We start from the raw sequence: 16,815 nt of genomic DNA on the forward strand, positions 1-16,815 counted from the left end.
ACTCCACGGTGCCCTTGGCCACACCACCCCGGCCGAACACGAAACCGCCTACCATCACCAAAGAACCCGCGCCGACGAACCCGTCAGCGCGTGACATCAAGCTCGATACCGAACCCGGAGCGGTTCACCTCGATGGTTGATGCTTGCGCTCAGGTGCTACGCGCTTCCCGTACTCGGCAGCGTGATGCTTGCCGTTGATCACAAGGTGAAGACGGGGCAGTACACGTTTCCCGTGTACTTCACGGTCCCGACTGTGACTCTTGGGACGTGGCTCTTCTGGCGTCAGTTGAGTTCTGATCGAGTGGCTCGTCAGGTGGAGAGTCAGATGGGCAAGGGCCTGGAGTAGGGCTCCAAGCAGACCAGACCATGCTTCTCTCGGGTTGCACTTTGTGGGTGTTCGCTGGTGTTTTGCCTGTTCAGCATGGTTGGTCTCGCTGTTGCGGAGGTCCTTCCGGCCCTACAGTTCGGGCGTGAATCCTTGGCTCCGCTATACGCTTCGGCTCCTCTCGATGCCGATGGCCACGATGACCGGCTACCTGCTGTCCTGCCTGACGGTTACTCACGACTTCACCGTGTCGAGGCTGTGCATCTACGGTGCGCTCGGGCTGCCGGCCGGCCTGATCGCGTCCCGGAGGCGCTACAACCAGGACCACGCCGCCCGACGAGTCGGGCAGTGAGTGGCATGCCCCAACGCCTCAGAAGCCTCGCCGTCGTCGTCCTGCAGACGGCCGTGGCGACTGCTGCCCTCAGCCCGGTCATGCGATTGGTCGGCATGTCGTGGTCACACATCGGCTCGGATCTCGAGAACTTCGAATTCATCGCGGTCTCAGGTGTCACGTACGAGTGGTGGCACAACGGGAACTCCAGGTCGGCTGTGGCGCTGCGGGCGCGGTCCGAGGCAAGGAGGGCTGCGTGCTCGTCGGACGGGGCGCTGACGCGTGGACGGGTTGCCTGGCCATCCTGGTCGACTCCCTGAGCGGCGGAATCTCCTACCAGCCGACCTGGGAGGGGCCGAGGTCGAGGCCGCAGGCCTCCCGCCACGTGTCTCTGACCGCTCGGTTCTCCGGGGTGCTCCCGGTGGACACCCAGAGTCCGAACTCGCCGGGCGCTTGGATCATGCAGTCCTTGTCCCATACGCCGTTCAGGCAGAGCTGCAGTCCGCACATCTTGGCTCGCGGCAGGCCCCGCCACTTGCACGACCAGCTCACGTTCAGGGCGAGGGGGCCTAGGACGGCGACCATCTCATCCAGTTCCGCTTCGGTGCTGTCGTCCTCGTCGGTGCTGTCCGGACCGCCGAACGGACTGGTCATCCCGAGGCTCATGAGCAACCCGCTCGGCAGCGGCCAGAGGTCAAGCAGTTCGGGCGCCAGGCGCAGGTCGATCTTGAACCGATAGCTCGGCTCCTCGCGCTCGAACACGGCACCTCGACGGGCAAGCTCGTCCAGAAAGGGAGGCACATCCCGATCGTCGATCCCCATGATCTGGGCGGTGGGGAACCCGGCGACTGCGTGTTCGAACTGCTCACGCGTGACGATCGGTTTGGGTTGCACCCACGGATCGCTATATCCCTCGGACAGGAAGCCGAGGATCTCGCGTGCTCGCGCGACGGCCGTTGCCGCGTCAGGAAACGGCTCAACCACCCGATAGAGGGCGGAATTTCCCACACGTGCTCCCTTCGCAGCCGCCGAAAGGCACAGATCCTTCGGCCTTCGCTCACCCTAACGAGTACGAGCGGCTGCCTCCGCAGGCTGGCCTCCGGGCCGCAAAGGAGGCGAGTTCGCAGAATCGCCGACAGCCCGGACGTTGCGTCGCCCGGCCGTTGTGCGAGTGTGGTCGCCTCGGTTCGAGCTGCGAAACCGACATCATGGCCAGGTTGGGGACTCCGGTGCGCTGGATTGGCAGGCGCAAGCGCGTCAAAGCCGCCGAGACGGTCGTCCGCGCCAGGACGTACCCTTCGGGCGACTACCGCCGTTGGAAGATCCTCAGTGAGCTCGAGGATGTCGATGCGGAAATCGCATTCAGCGAGGCCCTTGCGCTTGCCGGAGCTGAGGACCCCGAGTCGATGACCTTGGCTGCCGAGATACTGGACGGCGTCTTCACCAGGGGGCACACCCGCCCCGAACTCGTGCGCCAGGGTGAGGAACTGCTGAGCGCGATGTGTCGGCTGGACCAAAACCCGGAGGTGCTCGCTGCGGCTCTCCACCCGTATGCGATGGTGAGCTCCGTCCAGACCCCCTTCCTCCTCGAACTACTGAGCCACCCAGACGCCCGTGTGCGGCGGAGCGCGACCCAGCTCATCGCCGTTTCGCAGGAGGGCTCAGCGGACGACGACCTCGTGGCACTTCTCATCCGGCTTCTTGCCGCAGACCCCGATTCGACTGTCCGTCAGGAGGCCGCACGCGGATTGGAACTCATCTTCGACTGCGATGACGCTTGGAAGCCGAGGATCGCCGACGCCTTTGCGGGCCATCAGGGCGACCCGGTGCCCGGCATCCGGCTCTCGGCGATCCGAACGATTACGGCTGCCGATCCCGGCCGGACCCTCGAGATGCTCACTGACGAACTCTTCGGATGGGAGGTCGACTGGCAGTTCGTCTCCGCTTGTGAAGGCGGCCATCGATGGATCGCAGTTCCCCGCGATATTAGGGTCAAGGCTCACCAAGCGCTCCTGCGGCTCCGGAAACAGGGCTGGGCCAAGAGGGAGACTCCGAGCCAGTACCCCCTCGCGGACGAACGGGCCGAGATCCTTGCGAACGCTATTGCCGCGGTCAGGTCCAGGTGATCATCCCGCTGACTAGGGGCACCAGCTGCGTCCCGTGCAAGGCGACAATGCTGCCCAGCGCCCAGGCGGTGACGGTCAGTGCGAGGGCGACCGGGCGTCCGGGGTCGGGGGTGGCCGTCCACACGGCGGCAGCGGTCCCGGCTCCGTAGCCGCACCATGCCAGCAGTGCTGCAACCGAGCCGGTGGAGGCCAGGACTAGCAGCAGAGGCCCGGCGAGCTGCCACAGCCAGCCGTTTCCACTGGGCCGTATGGCAGCCGCAGTCGCAGCCGATCACGCGTCCGTTGATCTTGTGCACGCCGACGGGGCAGACGTGATCGTTGGCCGTTCCCGATGTGTTGCAGGTGCCGAAGAAAGATTGCTCAGGGGCCGTCCAGGTGCGCACGCCAACCGTTGGCCACACGAACGGGATCTTCGTCTCTGGGTACGACGAGCGAGCGCGGCTCACCGTCGGCTTCCGAACAGTTGCTCCCGGCTGTCCCGAACGCGCTCGGCCTCAGCGGCGGTCTCGAAGCGCAGCGGCTGCCCCGGCTCGCCTTCGAGTGGCGTCCCGTTGACGACCAGCCGGTACATGCCGTCACGCGGCTCGAACACCACCGTCCCGCCGCTCATGACGCCGCCTGATGGCAGGCGCAGGCGCAGGCCACGGGGACCCAGCCGAGCGAGGTGTGCTGATATCCCGGTGCCCTGCACTGCTGGTGGAGGTCGGGCCAGCGGCTTCCGCCGGTTCGGCACGCCGGCGTCATGTACGGGCGCGGCAGCGGGCCGGAACTCGATGGTGGGGCCTGGGCAGTCTTCATCGCGTCGTCGCCTCCACGTGGCGTCGGCCGTGCCCCGGGCCGTTCGCGCGGTCGCCGGGGTCCTTTCGTCCGGATCCTCCCGTTGGCAGAGCGACTTGATCCGGACCTGGCCGGGACATCCGGGCCGGTCTGGCTCTAGGCTTAGAAAAGGCCCAAAAGTCCACGCGGGGGGACGCCATGAATCGAGCTCTGCACCAGGCTCTGAGCGCAGCTCAGCTCACCCCGCGTCAGCTGGCCGTGCGCGTGGGCATGACGCCGAAGCAAGTGGAGCGCTGGCTGGCGGACGAGACCCTGACCCCGCACCCCAGGAACCGCGCGGATGTGGCCGACGCGCTCGGAGTGGATGAAGCCATGCTTTGGCCCGCAAGCGTTCGAAACACGATCAAGACCGGCCCTGACCGGGAGATCGCAGCAGTGTATCCGTACCGGTCAGCCGCGCCATCAAGCTTGTGGGCGCAGCTGATCCGGGACGCCGGGGCGGAGATCATCTTTGCCGGATACACGAATTACTTCGTCTTCCTGGAGCAACCGCAGTTCGCTGCCACGCTGCGCGCCAAGGCGGAGGCAGGGTGCCAGGTGCGGTTCCTGGTCGGTGATCCGGAGGCGGAGGTGACCCGGCAGCGGGAGACGATCGAAGACACCCCGCTCGCCGTCTCCGCCCGCATCCGGATCACGCTGGGTGAGCTGGCCAAGCTACGGGACGTGCCCGGCATCGAAGCCCGGATCTCCGCCGCCGAAGACGCGGTGAACCACATCAGCCTGAGTGTCTTCCGCTTTGACCAGGACGCCCTGGTCACCCCGCACCTGGCGCGCTTCGTCGGCCATGACTCCCCGTTGATGCATCTGCGCCGCCGGGACGAAGGCGGGATGTTCGACCGCTTCGCCGAGCATGCGGAAGAACTCTGGGGACGCGGGAGCGCCGTATGACCAGTCGACACGCGGGAGCCCACCCCTGAAGTGCGGTGGGCCCCTTCGCTTTCACCGAGCCGTCTCGCAGGCGCACAGCCATTGGTCTGGACCATTTTCACCCCGCTCCAGATGGAGGGCCCGTCCCGTCCCCCCGCTACGCGTTGAGTCGTTCTTGGCGACGCGAGGCATGTAGCGACGTGATGGTGGTGACCGACAGCACCACCACGATGAAGCCGAGCGAGAAGGCGATGCCGATCTCAGGCGCCCAATGCGCCCCGGCCTCGTGCAGAGCGTGCAGCAGCAGCTTCACGCCGATGAAGCCGAGGATCACCGAGAGCCCGTAGGAGAGGTGGACCAGCTTCTTCAGCAGGCCGCCGATCAGGAAGTAGAGCTGGCGCAGGCCCATCAGCGCGAAGGCGTTGGCGGTAAAGACGATGTACGGGTCCTGCGTCAGCCCGAAGATCGCGGGGATCGAGTCGATCGCGAAGAGCACGTCGGTGGTGCCGATCGCGAGCGTCACGACCAGCATCGGGGTGATCAGGCGACGGCCGTTCTCGACCACGACGAGCTTGGTGCCCCGGTACCCGTCGGTCGCTGGGAGGCGGCGCTCGACGGCCTTGAGGAAGCGGTTCTCCTCGAACTCCTCGTTCGCCGCGTCAGCGCGCGCCTCTTTGATCAGCTTCCAGGCGGTCCAGATCAGGAAGGCCCCGAAGAGAAAGAAGATCCACGAGAACGAGGCGATGACCGCCGCGCCCGCCGCGATGAAGATCGCCCGCAGCACCAGGGCTATCAGCACGCCGACCATCAGCACGCGCTGCTGGTACGCGCGGGGGACGGCGAACTTGCCCATGATCAGCACGAAGACGAAGAGGTTGTCGACGCTGAGCGATTTCTCGGTGATGTACCCGGCGAAGAACTCCCCGGCGGGGCCGCCGCCCGAGTGCCACCAGAGGAAGCCTCCGAAGAGCAGCGCAAGCACGATCCAGACCACGGTCCACGTGGCAGCCTCGCGGATCGAGACCTCGTGGGGCTTTCGCCCGCCGATGAAGAAGTCGGCGGCGACCAGGGCGACGAGTACGGCGACGGTGGTGACCCACAGGGCCACGGAGACGTCCATGAACGGCTGTTCCTCCGGCAGGCGACACATCTGCCGGAGGTCTCCTCCGCCCTGCCGCGACAGGGCCGACGCCGCCGGACGGTGCGGACACCGTCGTGTTGACGAGGACGTCGTTCTAGGGAGTACTCCCCTCCGCTTGCTCTGTCAGGGTAGCAAGGTGGCAAAGGGGAGGTAAAGCAGCTCAGGATTCAGTCACGGCCTTCTGCTTGCCACCAGGCAGGGTGCGGGCTGAAGTTCGGGAGCGCCCGGGTGGGCTCGTAGCGGCGCTGCCATGCCGGGGGCGTGGATCCGCTGGTGGCGGGGACGATGGAGGACCAGTCGGCGGGGCAGGCCCGGCCCTGCTTGGCCTCCCGCTCCTCGTGCCGGACGAACTGCTTGGTCGCGAAGTGGTGGTCGATGATGGAGACACCGTCGCGGTCGAAGGAGTGCAGTACGGCCGCGACCAGTTCCACCAGGGCCCGGTCGCGCCACAGCGTGCGGTCGCGGTGGGTGTCCAGTCCCATCGCGCCGGCTACCTGGGGCAGGCGGTTGTAGCGGTTGACGTCGGAGAGGTTTCGTCCGCCGATCTCGGCGCAGGTGTACCAGGCGCTGAACGGGACGAGCGGGTAGCGCAGACCGCCGAGATCCAGGCGCTGGTTGGATATCGTCGGGAAAGCGTGCCAGCGCAGCCCCAGTTCCTCGAAGCGGGGGAAGTCCGGGTGGGTGATCCGCACCTCGGGCACCGCGTCCGAGGGGAGATCGAACCAGCGCGGTTCGCGTCCCGGGAGCTGGACCACCAGGGGGAGGACGTCGAACTCTCCGCCCTTGCCGCGCCAGTCGAGCCGGAGTACGGCGTCGGTGAACCGGACGGAGTCGGGATCGCCCGCCACCGTGCCGTCCCCGCGCCGGTAGCCGGCGTACCGGATCAACTGGCTGTTCCACACCCGCGCGGCCGGAAGGCCCGGCAGGTCGGGAGGGAAGACGCTGAGCAGCAGCCGGACCTTGCCTCCGTTCCAGCTCAAGCGCAGGTGCTCCACGAGCGCCTCGAACACGGCGGCTTCGCGATCCTGTCCGGGGGTGTCGCCGGGGTCGTCGACCAGGTCCCGGCAGTCGCGCACCTCAAGGGCACGCCAGTAGAACTTCCCCACGCACAGAGGGTTGTTGCGCCAGGCGATCCGGGCGCCCGCGGTCAACTCGGCCCCGGTGTGGCGGTAGGTGTGGTGGCTCAGTACGTCTTGTTCCACGTCCGCCAGGCGCGACGCGGCCTGAACAGCGGTGAGATGACCCTCCTGTTCCAACTGACCTAACAGGTCACGCGCTTCGCTGAGCAGAGCGTCGGCCTCGGAGCGCGCCGCAGTTCCCGTACCGCTCGGTGACATGACAGACCCCAACGTGTGAGCGAGAAGTGACTGCCGTTCACGCGAACGAAACACCTGTCCGCATTTCGAACGCTACACCGCCCCTCCGGGCGAATCGAGGCCCCCTAGCGCGACCTTGATGCCGACTCGACATCCCGCGCTGGTTCGCCGGCACCCGAGTCACCTGAGCATCACCGGCCCCGACCGCGGTGGGTTCGGGTGGCCGGATGACGCGCCTCGTTAGCGCCGTGCTGTCGTGCAGCCCGCACCCCGAGGCTAGCCGACGTTGATCGACTCGTTGTCCTGCGGTAGGAATGCCGCGTGATACGTGGCAGCAAGATCGGGCTGCGTGCCCGACACGAGGCGGACATTCCGGTATTCCACGACCTGCTCTACAACGACGTGGCAACCCGTTCGCGCCAGGATCCTCGGCCCTGGCAGCCGGTCCCACCGGGGTCGGCGCACTCGCCCTTCGCAGCGACTGAGCCGTCGGACACGACAGCGCCCTTCTCGGTGGTGGAGCTGGGCTCGCAGGGATGGCTGGAATTTCGGCATCCAGCGATCACCCACCACTGACCACTCCGGTGTGTTGGCGCCGGAGACCGGCCTGGGATCTGCACCCCTCACGGTGATGCTGAAGCTCCACCGCTCGAGGCGCTGACCACCAGAGCCGACGGAACAACTCCGGCCTCCCATGCGCCCTTGACGACTCATCAGCAGTGTCGAGAGGCTGGGTGCAAAGCCGTGCAACGTCCTCGGAGAGGAGACTCAGATGGCACTCCAGCTGATTGCGGTCGATGACAAGAGCGGGAAGAACGGCTCCCCGACGATCTACGTGGACAAGGAGCGCGAGGAGTTCGTGTTCCAGGGTTGGCTCCCAGGTGCCAGCCTCATCGCTGAGATCGAAGCCAACCCCACTCCCGACCACGAGCCTGGCATCCCCGACGGCGAAGGCGCGGTGCGCCTCCCGTTCCGCATGGTCGCCGCAATCAGGAAGGCCTGCGATGCAGCCGGACTGGACTGAGCTGATCGGCTCGGCCGGCGAGTTCGCGCGCCACCTGGAGCTCCGCGACCGCTACCTCGTCCCGGACGAGGAGATCGAGTTCGAGGCCTGGAAGCGCGACGGCAGTCTCGACGCTGACGCCGAGGGTGACGGCTGGCAGTGGTGGACTGGGCTGGTGCGTTCGGCCCTCGGCCGCGGCTGCTCCGTGCAGCGCCTCCGGATCGTCTCGGAGCCGGTGACGGAGTACACGCGCTGGCTCCACGCCATCACCGCGGCCAACGTCGCAGCCGGCGAGCAGGTGCGCTGGCTCCCGCGCACGATGGCACGCGATCTACTGATCCCTGCGGAGGACTTCTGGCTCCTCGACGACCACACGGTGGCGTTCAACGAGCTCGACGGCGACGGCAACTCCCACGGCTGGGACGTCCGCAACGACGAGGAGCTCGCCGTCCGCATGTGCGTGGCCTGGAGCGAGCTGTGGGACCGCGCCATCCCTCACGAGAAGTACGAGATCCACTGACCTGATGGCACGATCCCCCCACTCCGGGACACAGGAGGTCCGCGAGCGCGTCGCAGCGCGTCTCCTCGCGCTGCGCACGCGCGCCGGGTTGTCCGGCGTGGAACTGGCGGGGCGCTGCGCCTGGTCGCCTTCGAAGGTGTCGCGCATCGAGCGCGCCCTGACGGTGCCGTCGCTGGCGGATATCCAGGCTTGGTGTGTCGCCACCAGCGCCGATCCTGCGCTCGCCGAGGAACTGGCGGGCGCCACCGCCGAGGCGAACATTCTCTACCGGGAGTGGCGCGAACGGCAGCGCCACGGCCTGCACGTCTTCCAGGACGAAGCCATGACCGTGGCGGAGCGCACTCGCGTGCAGAGGGTCTACTGCGCGAACCTCATCCCCGGGTTCTTCCAGACCGCCGCCTACACCTCGGCCGTGCTACGCACGTGGGTCCGTGTTGAAGGCATTCCCGATGACGTCGATGCGGCGGTCGCGCGTCGCGCTGACCGTGCCCGACTGCTGCGTTCACCCGAGCATCGGTTCGTTGTCGTGATCGAGCAGGCTGTCCTGTCGTTCGTCATCGGCGGTCCGGCGGCCATGCGTGACCAGCTGACGCACCTCATCGCGGTCTCTCGGCTCCCGGCCGTCCGCGTCGGCATTATTCCCGCCGGCGTCGACCGGTCCCCGCATTCGATGCTGCCGTTGGAGAGCTTCTATCTCTTCGACTCCCGCGCGGTCATGGTCGAGCTGGTGACCGCCCAGCTGGACATCACCGCCCGGCATGAAGTGGCGCTGTACGAGCGGTGCTTCGCCGAGCTGGAGTCGCTCGCGGTCTACGGGCGTGACGCCAGGGACTTGATCGCGGGAGCGCGCGCCAGCATCCCCACGTAGACCGGGCAGCGTGCAAAACGGTGCAAGGAAGTTGAGCTGACGTCAGCTCGGCCAGCACGGTGGGTCAGGACGGAGTAACCATCCGCACCCGGAAGCAAGGATTCTTCCGATGAGTCATCCCTCCACGCTGTCCCGCCCGAGCTCGTCCGGTCCTCTGCCGCGCTCGTACCTGACGCCGGCGTGCCGTACTGGCGGTGACCGCTGGCCTGATCTTCACCAGCAGTGCCGGGCACCGGGCTACCGGCATTCCTCGCTCGGGTGGACGCCAGTCCCGTGCGCCTGCTCCTGCCACCAGCAGGCCGAGGAACGGGGGTCGTCGTGAGCGTGCGACTCGTGCTGGACCCCGACGAGATGTACCGGGTCATCGTCAACGGCAAGCTGCTGGAGGGCCAGCCGGGTCGACCCCTGCGGTTCGAGACCGAGCGTGACGCCCGCGACATGCTGGCCAGGCGAGCGGCTCTGTTCTCCATCCCGCCTCGGAAGCTCGGGGAGCACCGGTGACCGCGCCGCGGCCGGCCTACCCAGAGACGCGGGTGCCGTTCGTCTGGCCCGTGCCGGGCGTCCGCACGTGGACACCGCCGGCTCAGTCGTTCTTCGGCACGTGCAACGCGGCCGCAACCGCCGACGACCACGTCTGTCCTGTCGGCGTCTACACGGTCAACGGGTATGTGACCGGCTGCGATTGCGTCTGTCACGCCAAGCGGCGAGCCCGACTCGCAAACCCGAAGGGGTAGGTCTCCGCCGGGCGTCCCGTGGAGGGGGCGTGGGGCGGTGTGGTGCTGTGCTGCTGGACGGGCCAGCGGCAGCACGGCACCAACACAAAGGAGGCCCCTGACGCTCGGACGCGGCGTCAGGGGCCTCGGTGGTGCAGGCGACGGCACAGGTGCTGGTCGGTGAGGCCTCATCAAGTGATCGGTCTGGAGGCGTCCGAGGTCCTGAGCACCGGTGCCGAAGATGACCATTCGGTGGGCATTGGGCTTTGCAAGTCGATCGGCCTTCGTGAACCGGCTACCAGGGGCGCGTGTATGTGACTCTGCGCCGCCTGCGCAGCAACGGTCGAGCGACGACAAACCACAGCGATACGGGCAGCCACACAGCACCGAAGACCGCAGGGCCAGGGGAGGGGCCGACTATTCCGCCGATGATCATCACGACGGGCATGATCAGCGTCGCGACCCGCACGATGACATCCAGGTATGGGATTTGACGTTGGTACGGCCTCGGTCTCGGGGCTGGCTCAGGGAGAGTCGGTGGCCGGTGGTCGGTCCCAGCTTGCCTCCGGACGCTCGGCCGCAGCTCGCCAACTGATCGCCCCGCACGGCGCATCAGGATCCACAAAACCGCAGAGCCGCCTACGCCGACAATCGTGGCGATGAGGCCGATCCAGGGCATGCGCATGACCGCGCTCGCGTAGCCCAACTCCGCACAGGCGGAGCCCAGGAGCGTAACGATGGCAGGGAGCCATTGCCGTCTATGGATGCGGAGCGCCGTCAGCCCGATGCCGAGTACGGCGAAGATGGCCATCCCAATGATCATGGCGGGATCTTAGGGCCGGGCTCCTGCCGAGAGATACAGTGCCGGGCGCCACTCGTAGTCCTGAACGGGCGAATCATGCGTCGTCTCCTCGGCAGCCTTGCCATAGGGCTGCCCGCGACCGTTGCGTCCAACGGCGTCGTCAAACCTGCCTGGACCGCAGGGTGGCTCCGGCGATCGCGAGGCGGAGGAAGCGTGTCCTCGCTCGGCGCGAGGACGGTGTGCTTGACGCGGCACTAGCAGGCGACGCCCACCGAAGCACCGGAGTTGTTGTCGCACCCGCCGTCTCGTGCCCCATCGTCCACGAGGCCGCTGTCGACCGCACCGCGCCCCCTCGCGCCGCTGTCCACCGCGCCGTGCTTCGCCGCGCCGTCGTCCATCCGCACGACGTGGAGTCCGTTCGCCCGGCCGCGCATCAGCAGCACGTAGCCGCCCGCGCAGAGGACGCCGAGCACCGCGCAGACGGCCCAGACCGAGTTCGCGCCCCAGGCGGACAACATGAATCCGGCCGACAGCGGGGCCAGGAACGACGAGCCCTGCCAGGCCAGCGAGAACACGCCCTGGTAGCGGCCGCGGCCGTGGGTGGGCGAGAGTTCGGCGACCATGGCCTGGTTGGCGGGCGTCCAGATCATCTCGCCGCAGGTCCAGACGACCACGGTCAGCGCGTAGAACCAGAGGCTTCCGGCGAAGGCGCAGAGCGCCGTGCCGAAGCCGAGCAGCAGGGCGGCCGAGATCAGCGCGGCCTTGCGGCTGCCTTTCTGCACCAGCCGGGTGACCGGGATCTGGCCGAGCACGATCAGCAGCCCGTTGACCGCGATGACCAGGCCGTACTCGGTGGCACTGAAGCCCTGACGGCCCATCACCACCGGTACGGCCACGCCGTCCTGACCGATGACCATGGCCAGCAGGAAGGTCAGCCCCACCAGGCCCATGAACGCCCTGTCGCGGAAGACCGTGCCCATGCCGACCGAGCCCTCGGCGGACTCCGACACGCCGGTTCCGGACGCGGTGGTGGTCTGCTCCGGCCGGGTTTCCGGGATGCGTAGGAAGACGACGAGTGCGCAGAGCAGCGTCGTGATCGCGTCGCCGTAGAAGAGGAGCAGGAAGCCGTGGGCGGCGATCAGTCCGGCGACCGATGCCGAGATCGCGAAGCCGATGTTGACCGCCCAGTAGTTCAGCGAGAACGCCCGCACCCGGTCCACGCTGGGGACGAGGTCGGCCATGATCGCGGAGATCGCGGGCCGGGCGGCGTTACTGGTCAGGCCGAGCAGCGCGGCGACGACGGCGATCAGCACCGGTGCGTGCGTGTAGCCCAGCGCGACCGTGGTGACCGCGGTGAGCGTCTGCGCCGTGACGAGGGTGGGCCGGCGTCCGATCCGGTCGGCCAGCACGCCGCCGAGGATCGCGCCGAAGACGCCGCCGAGGCCGTACGAGGAGACGACCAACCCGGCGACGGCGGGGGAGAGTCCCCGCGTGGTGGTCAGGTAGAGGGTGAGGAAGGTGACGACGAAGCTGCCGAGGCGGTTGACCAGGGTGCTCGTCCAGAGCCACCAGAAGGTGGTCGGCAGTCCGCCCACGGTTTCGTTCAGCGCGACCCGCACGCGGGCGGGCACAGCCATGGACATACGTACTCCGACCTCGGCAGGTAAGTGTCAGATTGGCGATCCGCACATTACCCATTGGGCGGGCGGGCACGCCAGCGAATTACCACCTGGCAATGATGAGAGCCAAGTCTCATTACTGAAGTTGACTTGCTAGACTTGGCCCATGGACACCGCTGAACCGACCACCCCGCAGGCCACGACGGGCCGGGTGAACCAGAAGCTGCGCACGCGCCGGGCGATCGTGCAGGCCGCGGTGGAGCTGATGCGCAGCGGGCGCGATGTGACGATGCCCGAGGTGGCCAAGTCGGCGTTGGTGTCCGAGGCCACGGCCTACCGGCACTTCCCCGACCTGGTGAGCCTGCTCCAGGAGGCCATGGCCGGGCAGATGCCGTCCCCGGCCGAGGCGCTCGCGTCGGTCGCGGACTCGCGCGACCCGGTGGAACGGGTCGCCGTCGCGACCGAGCACTTGCTGCGCACGGTGCTGGCCCACCAGGGGGCGACCCGCGCGATGATCGCGGGCACGATCACCCGCCCGGCGTCGGCCGACGCCCGCCCGGCGATGCGCTTCGGTCTGATCGACCTCGCTCTGGCCCCGCTGGACGACACCCTCGCGGCAGCGGACCCGGACGCGGTGCGGCAGCTCAAGAACGACCTTGCCGTCGTCGTCAGCGCCGAGGCGCTGTTCGCCCTGACCGACCTGGCGCACATGGACCCCGAAGAGGCCGTCGTCAGCGTGGTCCGCACCGCGCGCACCCTCACCCGAGCCGCCCTGGACGCCGCCGCGTCACGCTGACACCGCCTCGCGCCGACGCTGCGTCACGCCGACGGCGCCTCGCGCTGACGACGCGTCACGCGGGCGTGCCGTCGCGGATTCCGGGCGGGCTCTTGGGCGAGTTGCTCGTCGCGGTCGTGGGACCGGCGGGGAAGCGGGCCGCGACCCGGGCCGCGCTGGCGCTGGCGCGGGAGGTGGTCGCCGCCAGGCCGATCGCCGCGATCAGCAGACCGCTGACGGCGAGGATCCACCACCCCGGGTGGCTGGCGGCGGCGAGTCCCGCATGGCCCGGAGCCCGGGTGCGCGCGGCGACGACCGAGCCGAGGAGGGCGACGCCCAGGGTGTTGCCGACCTGGCGGCCGGTCGTGGTGATCGCGGCGGAGACCCCCGCCTGGGCGTGCGGCATCCCGGCCACGGCGATGCTGGTGATCGGCGCGTTGACCAGGCCGAATCCGATGCCCAGGAGCACGTACGCGCTGAGCAGGACCGGCCAGGACGTGGTCGGGGTGAGGGTGGTCAGCGTCAGCGCCGCGACGGTGATCAGCAGGCCGGCCGCGACCATCGGAAGTCGCGGGCCCCGCGCGGCGGTCAGCCGCCCGGACAGCGGCGAGGCGAGCGCGATGCCGACGGCCATGGGCACCGTCAGCAGACCGGCGTGCAGGGCGCTGTAGCCGCGTACGTCCTGCAGGTACAGGGTGTTGAGGAACAGGAAGCCGGCCAGGGCGAGGAACGCCGTGACCGCGACGACGAAGGACCCGGTGAACGGGACGGAGCGGAAGAACAGCGGGTCGACCAAGGGCTGTTCGCGCCGTCGCTCGTAGGCGGGCAGCGCTGCGGCCGCGACTGCGGACAGGACGAACAGGCCGACGATGGGGGCGCCGGCGTAGCCCCGGTGCGCGCCTTCGATGATCGCGAAGAGCAGCGAGGTGAGGATGGTGACGACGAACAGCTGACCCACGGGATCCGGACGTCGCGTTATGGCGGAGCGGGATTCCGGCACGAACACGGCCGTGAGTGCCAGGGCGGCCACGCCGATCGGGATGTTGATCCAGAAGATCGAGCGCCAGCCGGCGGAGGCGACCAGCAGGCCGCCGACCACGGGACCGGCGGCCAGGGACAGGCCGACCGTGGTACCCCAGAGCCCGATCGCGCGGGCACGTCGGCGCGGGTCGGGAAAGGCGTGCGCGATGATCGACAGGGCGACGGGGTTGAGCATGCTGGCACCCAGGCCCTGGGCGACCCGGAAGCCGATCAGCCACCCGAGGGTCGGGGCGAGCGAGCAGGCCAGCGAGCCGACGGTAAACAGGACGAGTCCCGTCCGGAACACCCGGCGCCGTCCGATGCGGTCAGCGGTGGACCCGGCGAGCAGCATGAACGAGGCGACCGCCAGGGTGTAGCCGTCGACGGTCCACTGCAGTCCGCTCACCGGCGCGTGCAGGTCTCGGCCGACGGCGGGCAGTGCCACGTTGACCGCCGTGGTGTCCAGGGCGGTGATCAGCAGGCTCAGGCAGCACACCGCCAGCACCGCCCCTGACCGCCGACGAACGCCGTCGGTGGTCAGGGGCGCAGACGTCGTCATGCCCGCCCACCGTCGGGCTTGCCCTCACCGCCCGACGTGGCCTCACCCTCGGGCTTGACCTCGGCGTCGACGAAGTCGCCGATCGCCGCGAAGACGGCGGCGGGCTGCTCGATGTGGGGGAAGTGGCCGGCCTCGCCGACCGGCCGGAACGTGGCGCGGGGGAAGGAGTCGGCCAGGGCGCGTTCATACGCCACGGGGGCGATGCCGTCCTGCTCGCCGGCGATCACGAGTACCGGGACGGTGACCCGGTGCAGGCGGCCCTGGAGCTTCGGGTCGTAGCAGAACGGGTCGCCCGCGTACACGGCCAGGGTGCGCTGGTTGGCGGCCATCGCGGCCAGCTGCTCGGCGCCGAGCGTGGCCGGGTCCGGGCGGAACTGCGGGTTGTGGAAGGCCAGTTCGCCGGTCTTGACCGGGCCGAGGTCGGCGGGGTCGGCGATCCGCACCGGAGGTTCGGGAGCGATGCCGGTGGAGGCGAGCAGGGTCAGGCAGGAGATCCGGGCGGCGTTGTCGCGCAGCGCCATCTCGGCGGCGATCCAGCCGCCCACCGAGCTGCCCGCCACCATGACGCGGCGCAGGTCGAGGACGTCGAGCAGGTCGAGGTAGGCGGTGGCGAGGTCCGCGACGGTGTCGGTGGACTCCGGCCGGGGCGTGCCGTCGAACCCGGGGTGGGTCGGCACGACGACGTAGGCGTGCTGCGCGAGCCCTGCGGCGAAGCCGGCCATCGAGCGTGGCCCGGCGCCGCCGTGCAGCACGAGCACACCGGTGCCCTCGGTGTTGTCGCCGAACTCCTGGACGGTGACGGTGAGGCCGCCCGGCAGGTCGACGGAGCGGGTGGTGGCGGTGGGAGCGGGGACGGTCATGGTGTTTCCCTTTGGGTCGGGGTTCTCGCGGGGGAGCGGGGACGGGACGGGGCGCGGGGCGGAGGCGGCCGGGTGCGCGTGCTCAGGCGAAGTCGGTGGCCGGTTCGGTGGCGTAACGGCTCATCACCTCGATGGTCGACTCGGGGGTGAGCGGCCGTCCGCCGGCGATCATGTCGCGCAGGTCCCGGAAGTAGTCGACGTACAGGTCCGGGGTGAAGGTGTTCAGCAGCACCGTGGTGCCGTCGGTCGGGTTGGCGAAGGTGTGCGGCGCGCCGGGCGGGATCATGACCAGCGTTCCGGCGGGCGCGTCGTACACGGTCTCGCCGACGGTGAACCGGGCCGCGCCCGAGACGACGTAGAAGCCCTCGTCGTGGCGGGCGTGGCGGTGCTGCGGCGGGCCGTCGGTGTGGGGCGCGAGGGTGATCTCCCCGACGCCCAGGCGGTGTCCGGTCGTGGTGCCGTCCTCCAGGATCCGCATCACGGTCGGGCCGAGCCCGATCGACTCGCCGTCGTCCGGGCCCACCACTGAGACGTCTGTCATCTGAACCTCCAAAGAAGAGAGACTGCCCTTGTTGTGCGAGTTGACTCTCATAAGAGTATGCGCCGCTCGACTCGCTTCATGCAAGTGAACTCTCATAATGAGCGGCGGTGTGGGAGGCGCGAGTTCAGTCCAAGGCACCGGTCTGCCGCAGCAGGCCGACCGCGTCGGCGACGGCCCAGTGCTCGGTCCACTTCCCGTCGCGGAAGCGGACCAGATCCATCACCCGGATCTCGATCGGGTTGCCGGACGGCGGGACGCCGAACCACGGCCCGGTGTGCCGGCCGCGGAACACCTTGTGGGTGGCCACCAGGTCACCGTCGCCCACGCAGTGCAGGACCTCGACCCGAAGGTGCGAGAAGGCCGTGTGCAGCGCTGCCACGGTCTCGCCGACCCCGGCCCGGTCGTCGCGCTGGCCCGCCTCGACGGTGTGGTTGCGGAAGTCGGGCTGGACGAGGTCCTCGATGAGTTCCAGGCGACCGTTCTCCTGGACCTGTTGGACGAACAGCAGCATGCGCCGCACGTTGGACTCGGACTCGGACTCCGGGCTGGTCACGCGTTTCTCCTTCTGTCGCAGCGATCTGATCGCGGTGGG

The 16,815-nt window shown here is 68.7% G+C and carries 18 protein-coding genes; 8 read left to right on the forward strand and 10 right to left on the reverse strand.

Annotated elements, in window-relative coordinates; all coding sequences use genetic code 11:
- Positions 1-470 precede the first annotated feature (470 nt).
- Positions 471-677, forward strand: coding sequence for a hypothetical protein (locus I2501_RS00005; protein WP_196191624.1), 207 nt, complete (start codon positions 471-473; stop codon positions 675-677).
- Positions 678-989: 312 nt separating this feature from the next.
- On the opposite strand, the gene I2501_RS00010 is transcribed toward I2501_RS00005, so the two are convergent.
- Complete coding sequence (locus I2501_RS00010) at positions 990-1,664, reverse strand: hypothetical protein (protein WP_328806123.1); 675 nt, start codon at positions 1,662-1,664, stop codon at positions 990-992.
- Between the two features lie 209 nt (positions 1,665-1,873).
- On the opposite strand from I2501_RS00010, the gene I2501_RS00015 reads away from it, so the two are divergent.
- Positions 1,874-2,782: a HEAT repeat domain-containing protein gene (locus I2501_RS00015; RefSeq protein ID WP_196191625.1), complete on the forward strand. Its 909-nt coding sequence runs from the start codon at positions 1,874-1,876 to the stop codon at positions 2,780-2,782.
- On the opposite strand, the gene I2501_RS00020 is transcribed toward I2501_RS00015, so the two are convergent.
- Entirely contained in the window at positions 2,769-2,906 is a 138-nt protein-coding gene (locus I2501_RS00020; protein ID WP_196191626.1) for a hypothetical protein, read from the reverse strand. The two genes, I2501_RS00015 and I2501_RS00020, sit on opposite strands and share 14 nt — an antisense overlap.
- A gap of 318 nt (positions 2,907-3,224) precedes the next feature.
- Complete coding sequence (locus I2501_RS00025) at positions 3,225-3,392, reverse strand: hypothetical protein (protein WP_196191627.1); 168 nt, start codon at positions 3,390-3,392, stop codon at positions 3,225-3,227.
- Between the two features lie 365 nt (positions 3,393-3,757).
- Here I2501_RS00025 and I2501_RS00030 point away from each other — a divergent pair, with 365 nt between their 5' ends.
- Entirely contained in the window at positions 3,758-4,507 is a 750-nt protein-coding gene (locus tag I2501_RS00030; protein ID WP_196191628.1) for a helix-turn-helix domain-containing protein, read from the forward strand.
- Positions 4,508-4,643: 136 nt separating this feature from the next.
- Here the strand turns inward: I2501_RS00030 and I2501_RS00035 are convergent, their stop codons facing one another.
- Positions 4,644-5,606 (reverse strand): TerC family protein, encoded by a 963-nt coding sequence (locus I2501_RS00035; protein ID WP_196192281.1) that lies wholly within the window; start codon positions 5,604-5,606, stop codon positions 4,644-4,646.
- 188 nt (positions 5,607-5,794) lie between these two features.
- A complete protein-coding gene (locus tag I2501_RS00040; RefSeq protein ID WP_408022693.1) occupies positions 5,795-7,018 on the reverse strand; it encodes a nitric oxide synthase oxygenase in 1,224 nt (407 codons plus the stop codon).
- Positions 7,019-7,715: 697 nt separating this feature from the next.
- On the opposite strand from I2501_RS00040, the gene I2501_RS00045 reads away from it, so the two are divergent.
- From I2501_RS00045 to I2501_RS00060, 4 genes are all read left to right on the forward strand, one after another.
- Positions 7,716-7,967, forward strand: coding sequence for a hypothetical protein (locus tag I2501_RS00045; protein WP_196191630.1), 252 nt, complete (start codon positions 7,716-7,718; stop codon positions 7,965-7,967).
- On the forward strand, positions 7,948-8,466 hold the full coding sequence (locus I2501_RS00050; protein ID WP_196191631.1) for a DUF6879 family protein: 519 nt from the start codon (positions 7,948-7,950) through the stop codon (positions 8,464-8,466). The genes I2501_RS00045 and I2501_RS00050 overlap by 20 nt, the downstream gene beginning before the upstream one ends.
- 4 nt (positions 8,467-8,470) lie before the next feature.
- Positions 8,471-9,334, forward strand: a complete 864-nt coding sequence (locus I2501_RS00055; RefSeq protein ID WP_196191632.1) for a Scr1 family TA system antitoxin-like transcriptional regulator — start codon at positions 8,471-8,473, stop codon at positions 9,332-9,334.
- 318 nt (positions 9,335-9,652) lie between these two features.
- Complete coding sequence (locus tag I2501_RS00060; protein WP_196191633.1) at positions 9,653-9,835, forward strand: hypothetical protein; 183 nt, start codon at positions 9,653-9,655, stop codon at positions 9,833-9,835.
- Positions 9,836-11,103: 1,268 nt separating this feature from the next.
- Here the strand turns inward: I2501_RS00060 and I2501_RS00065 are convergent.
- Positions 11,104-12,486 carry an MDR family MFS transporter gene (locus I2501_RS00065; RefSeq protein WP_196191634.1) on the reverse strand — a complete coding sequence of 461 codons (1,383 nt, stop codon included), beginning with the start codon at positions 12,484-12,486 and terminating at the stop codon, positions 11,104-11,106.
- Between the two features lie 148 nt (positions 12,487-12,634).
- Here I2501_RS00065 and I2501_RS00070 point away from each other — a divergent pair, with 148 nt between their 5' ends.
- Complete coding sequence (locus I2501_RS00070; protein ID WP_196191635.1) at positions 12,635-13,264, forward strand: TetR/AcrR family transcriptional regulator; 630 nt, start codon at positions 12,635-12,637, stop codon at positions 13,262-13,264.
- A 55-nt stretch (positions 13,265-13,319) separates the two neighbouring features.
- Here the strand turns inward: I2501_RS00070 and I2501_RS00075 are convergent, their stop codons facing one another.
- The 4 genes from I2501_RS00075 to I2501_RS00090 all read right to left on the reverse strand — a co-directional run bounded on the left by I2501_RS00075 (position 13,320) and on the right by I2501_RS00090 (position 16,776).
- Positions 13,320-14,822, reverse strand: coding sequence for an MFS transporter (locus tag I2501_RS00075; protein ID WP_196191636.1), 1,503 nt, complete (start codon positions 14,820-14,822; stop codon positions 13,320-13,322).
- Positions 14,819-15,682, reverse strand: a complete 864-nt coding sequence (locus tag I2501_RS00080; RefSeq protein WP_196191637.1) for an alpha/beta fold hydrolase — start codon at positions 15,680-15,682, stop codon at positions 14,819-14,821. Before I2501_RS00080 ends, I2501_RS00075 begins: the two co-directional genes overlap by 4 nt.
- A gap of 82 nt (positions 15,683-15,764) precedes the next feature.
- Entirely contained in the window at positions 15,765-16,223 is a 459-nt protein-coding gene (locus I2501_RS00085; protein WP_196191638.1) for a cupin domain-containing protein, read from the reverse strand.
- A gap of 124 nt (positions 16,224-16,347) precedes the next feature.
- The gene (locus tag I2501_RS00090; RefSeq protein ID WP_215909158.1) at positions 16,348-16,776 is read right to left on the reverse strand and encodes an ester cyclase; all 429 of its coding nucleotides are present in this window, start codon (positions 16,774-16,776) and stop codon (positions 16,348-16,350) included.
- Positions 16,777-16,815 lie beyond the last annotated feature (39 nt).

The sequence above is a fragment of the Streptacidiphilus fuscans genome, from assembly GCF_015690355.1.
Classification (GTDB): domain Bacteria; phylum Actinomycetota; class Actinomycetes; order Streptomycetales; family Streptomycetaceae; genus Streptacidiphilus; species Streptacidiphilus fuscans.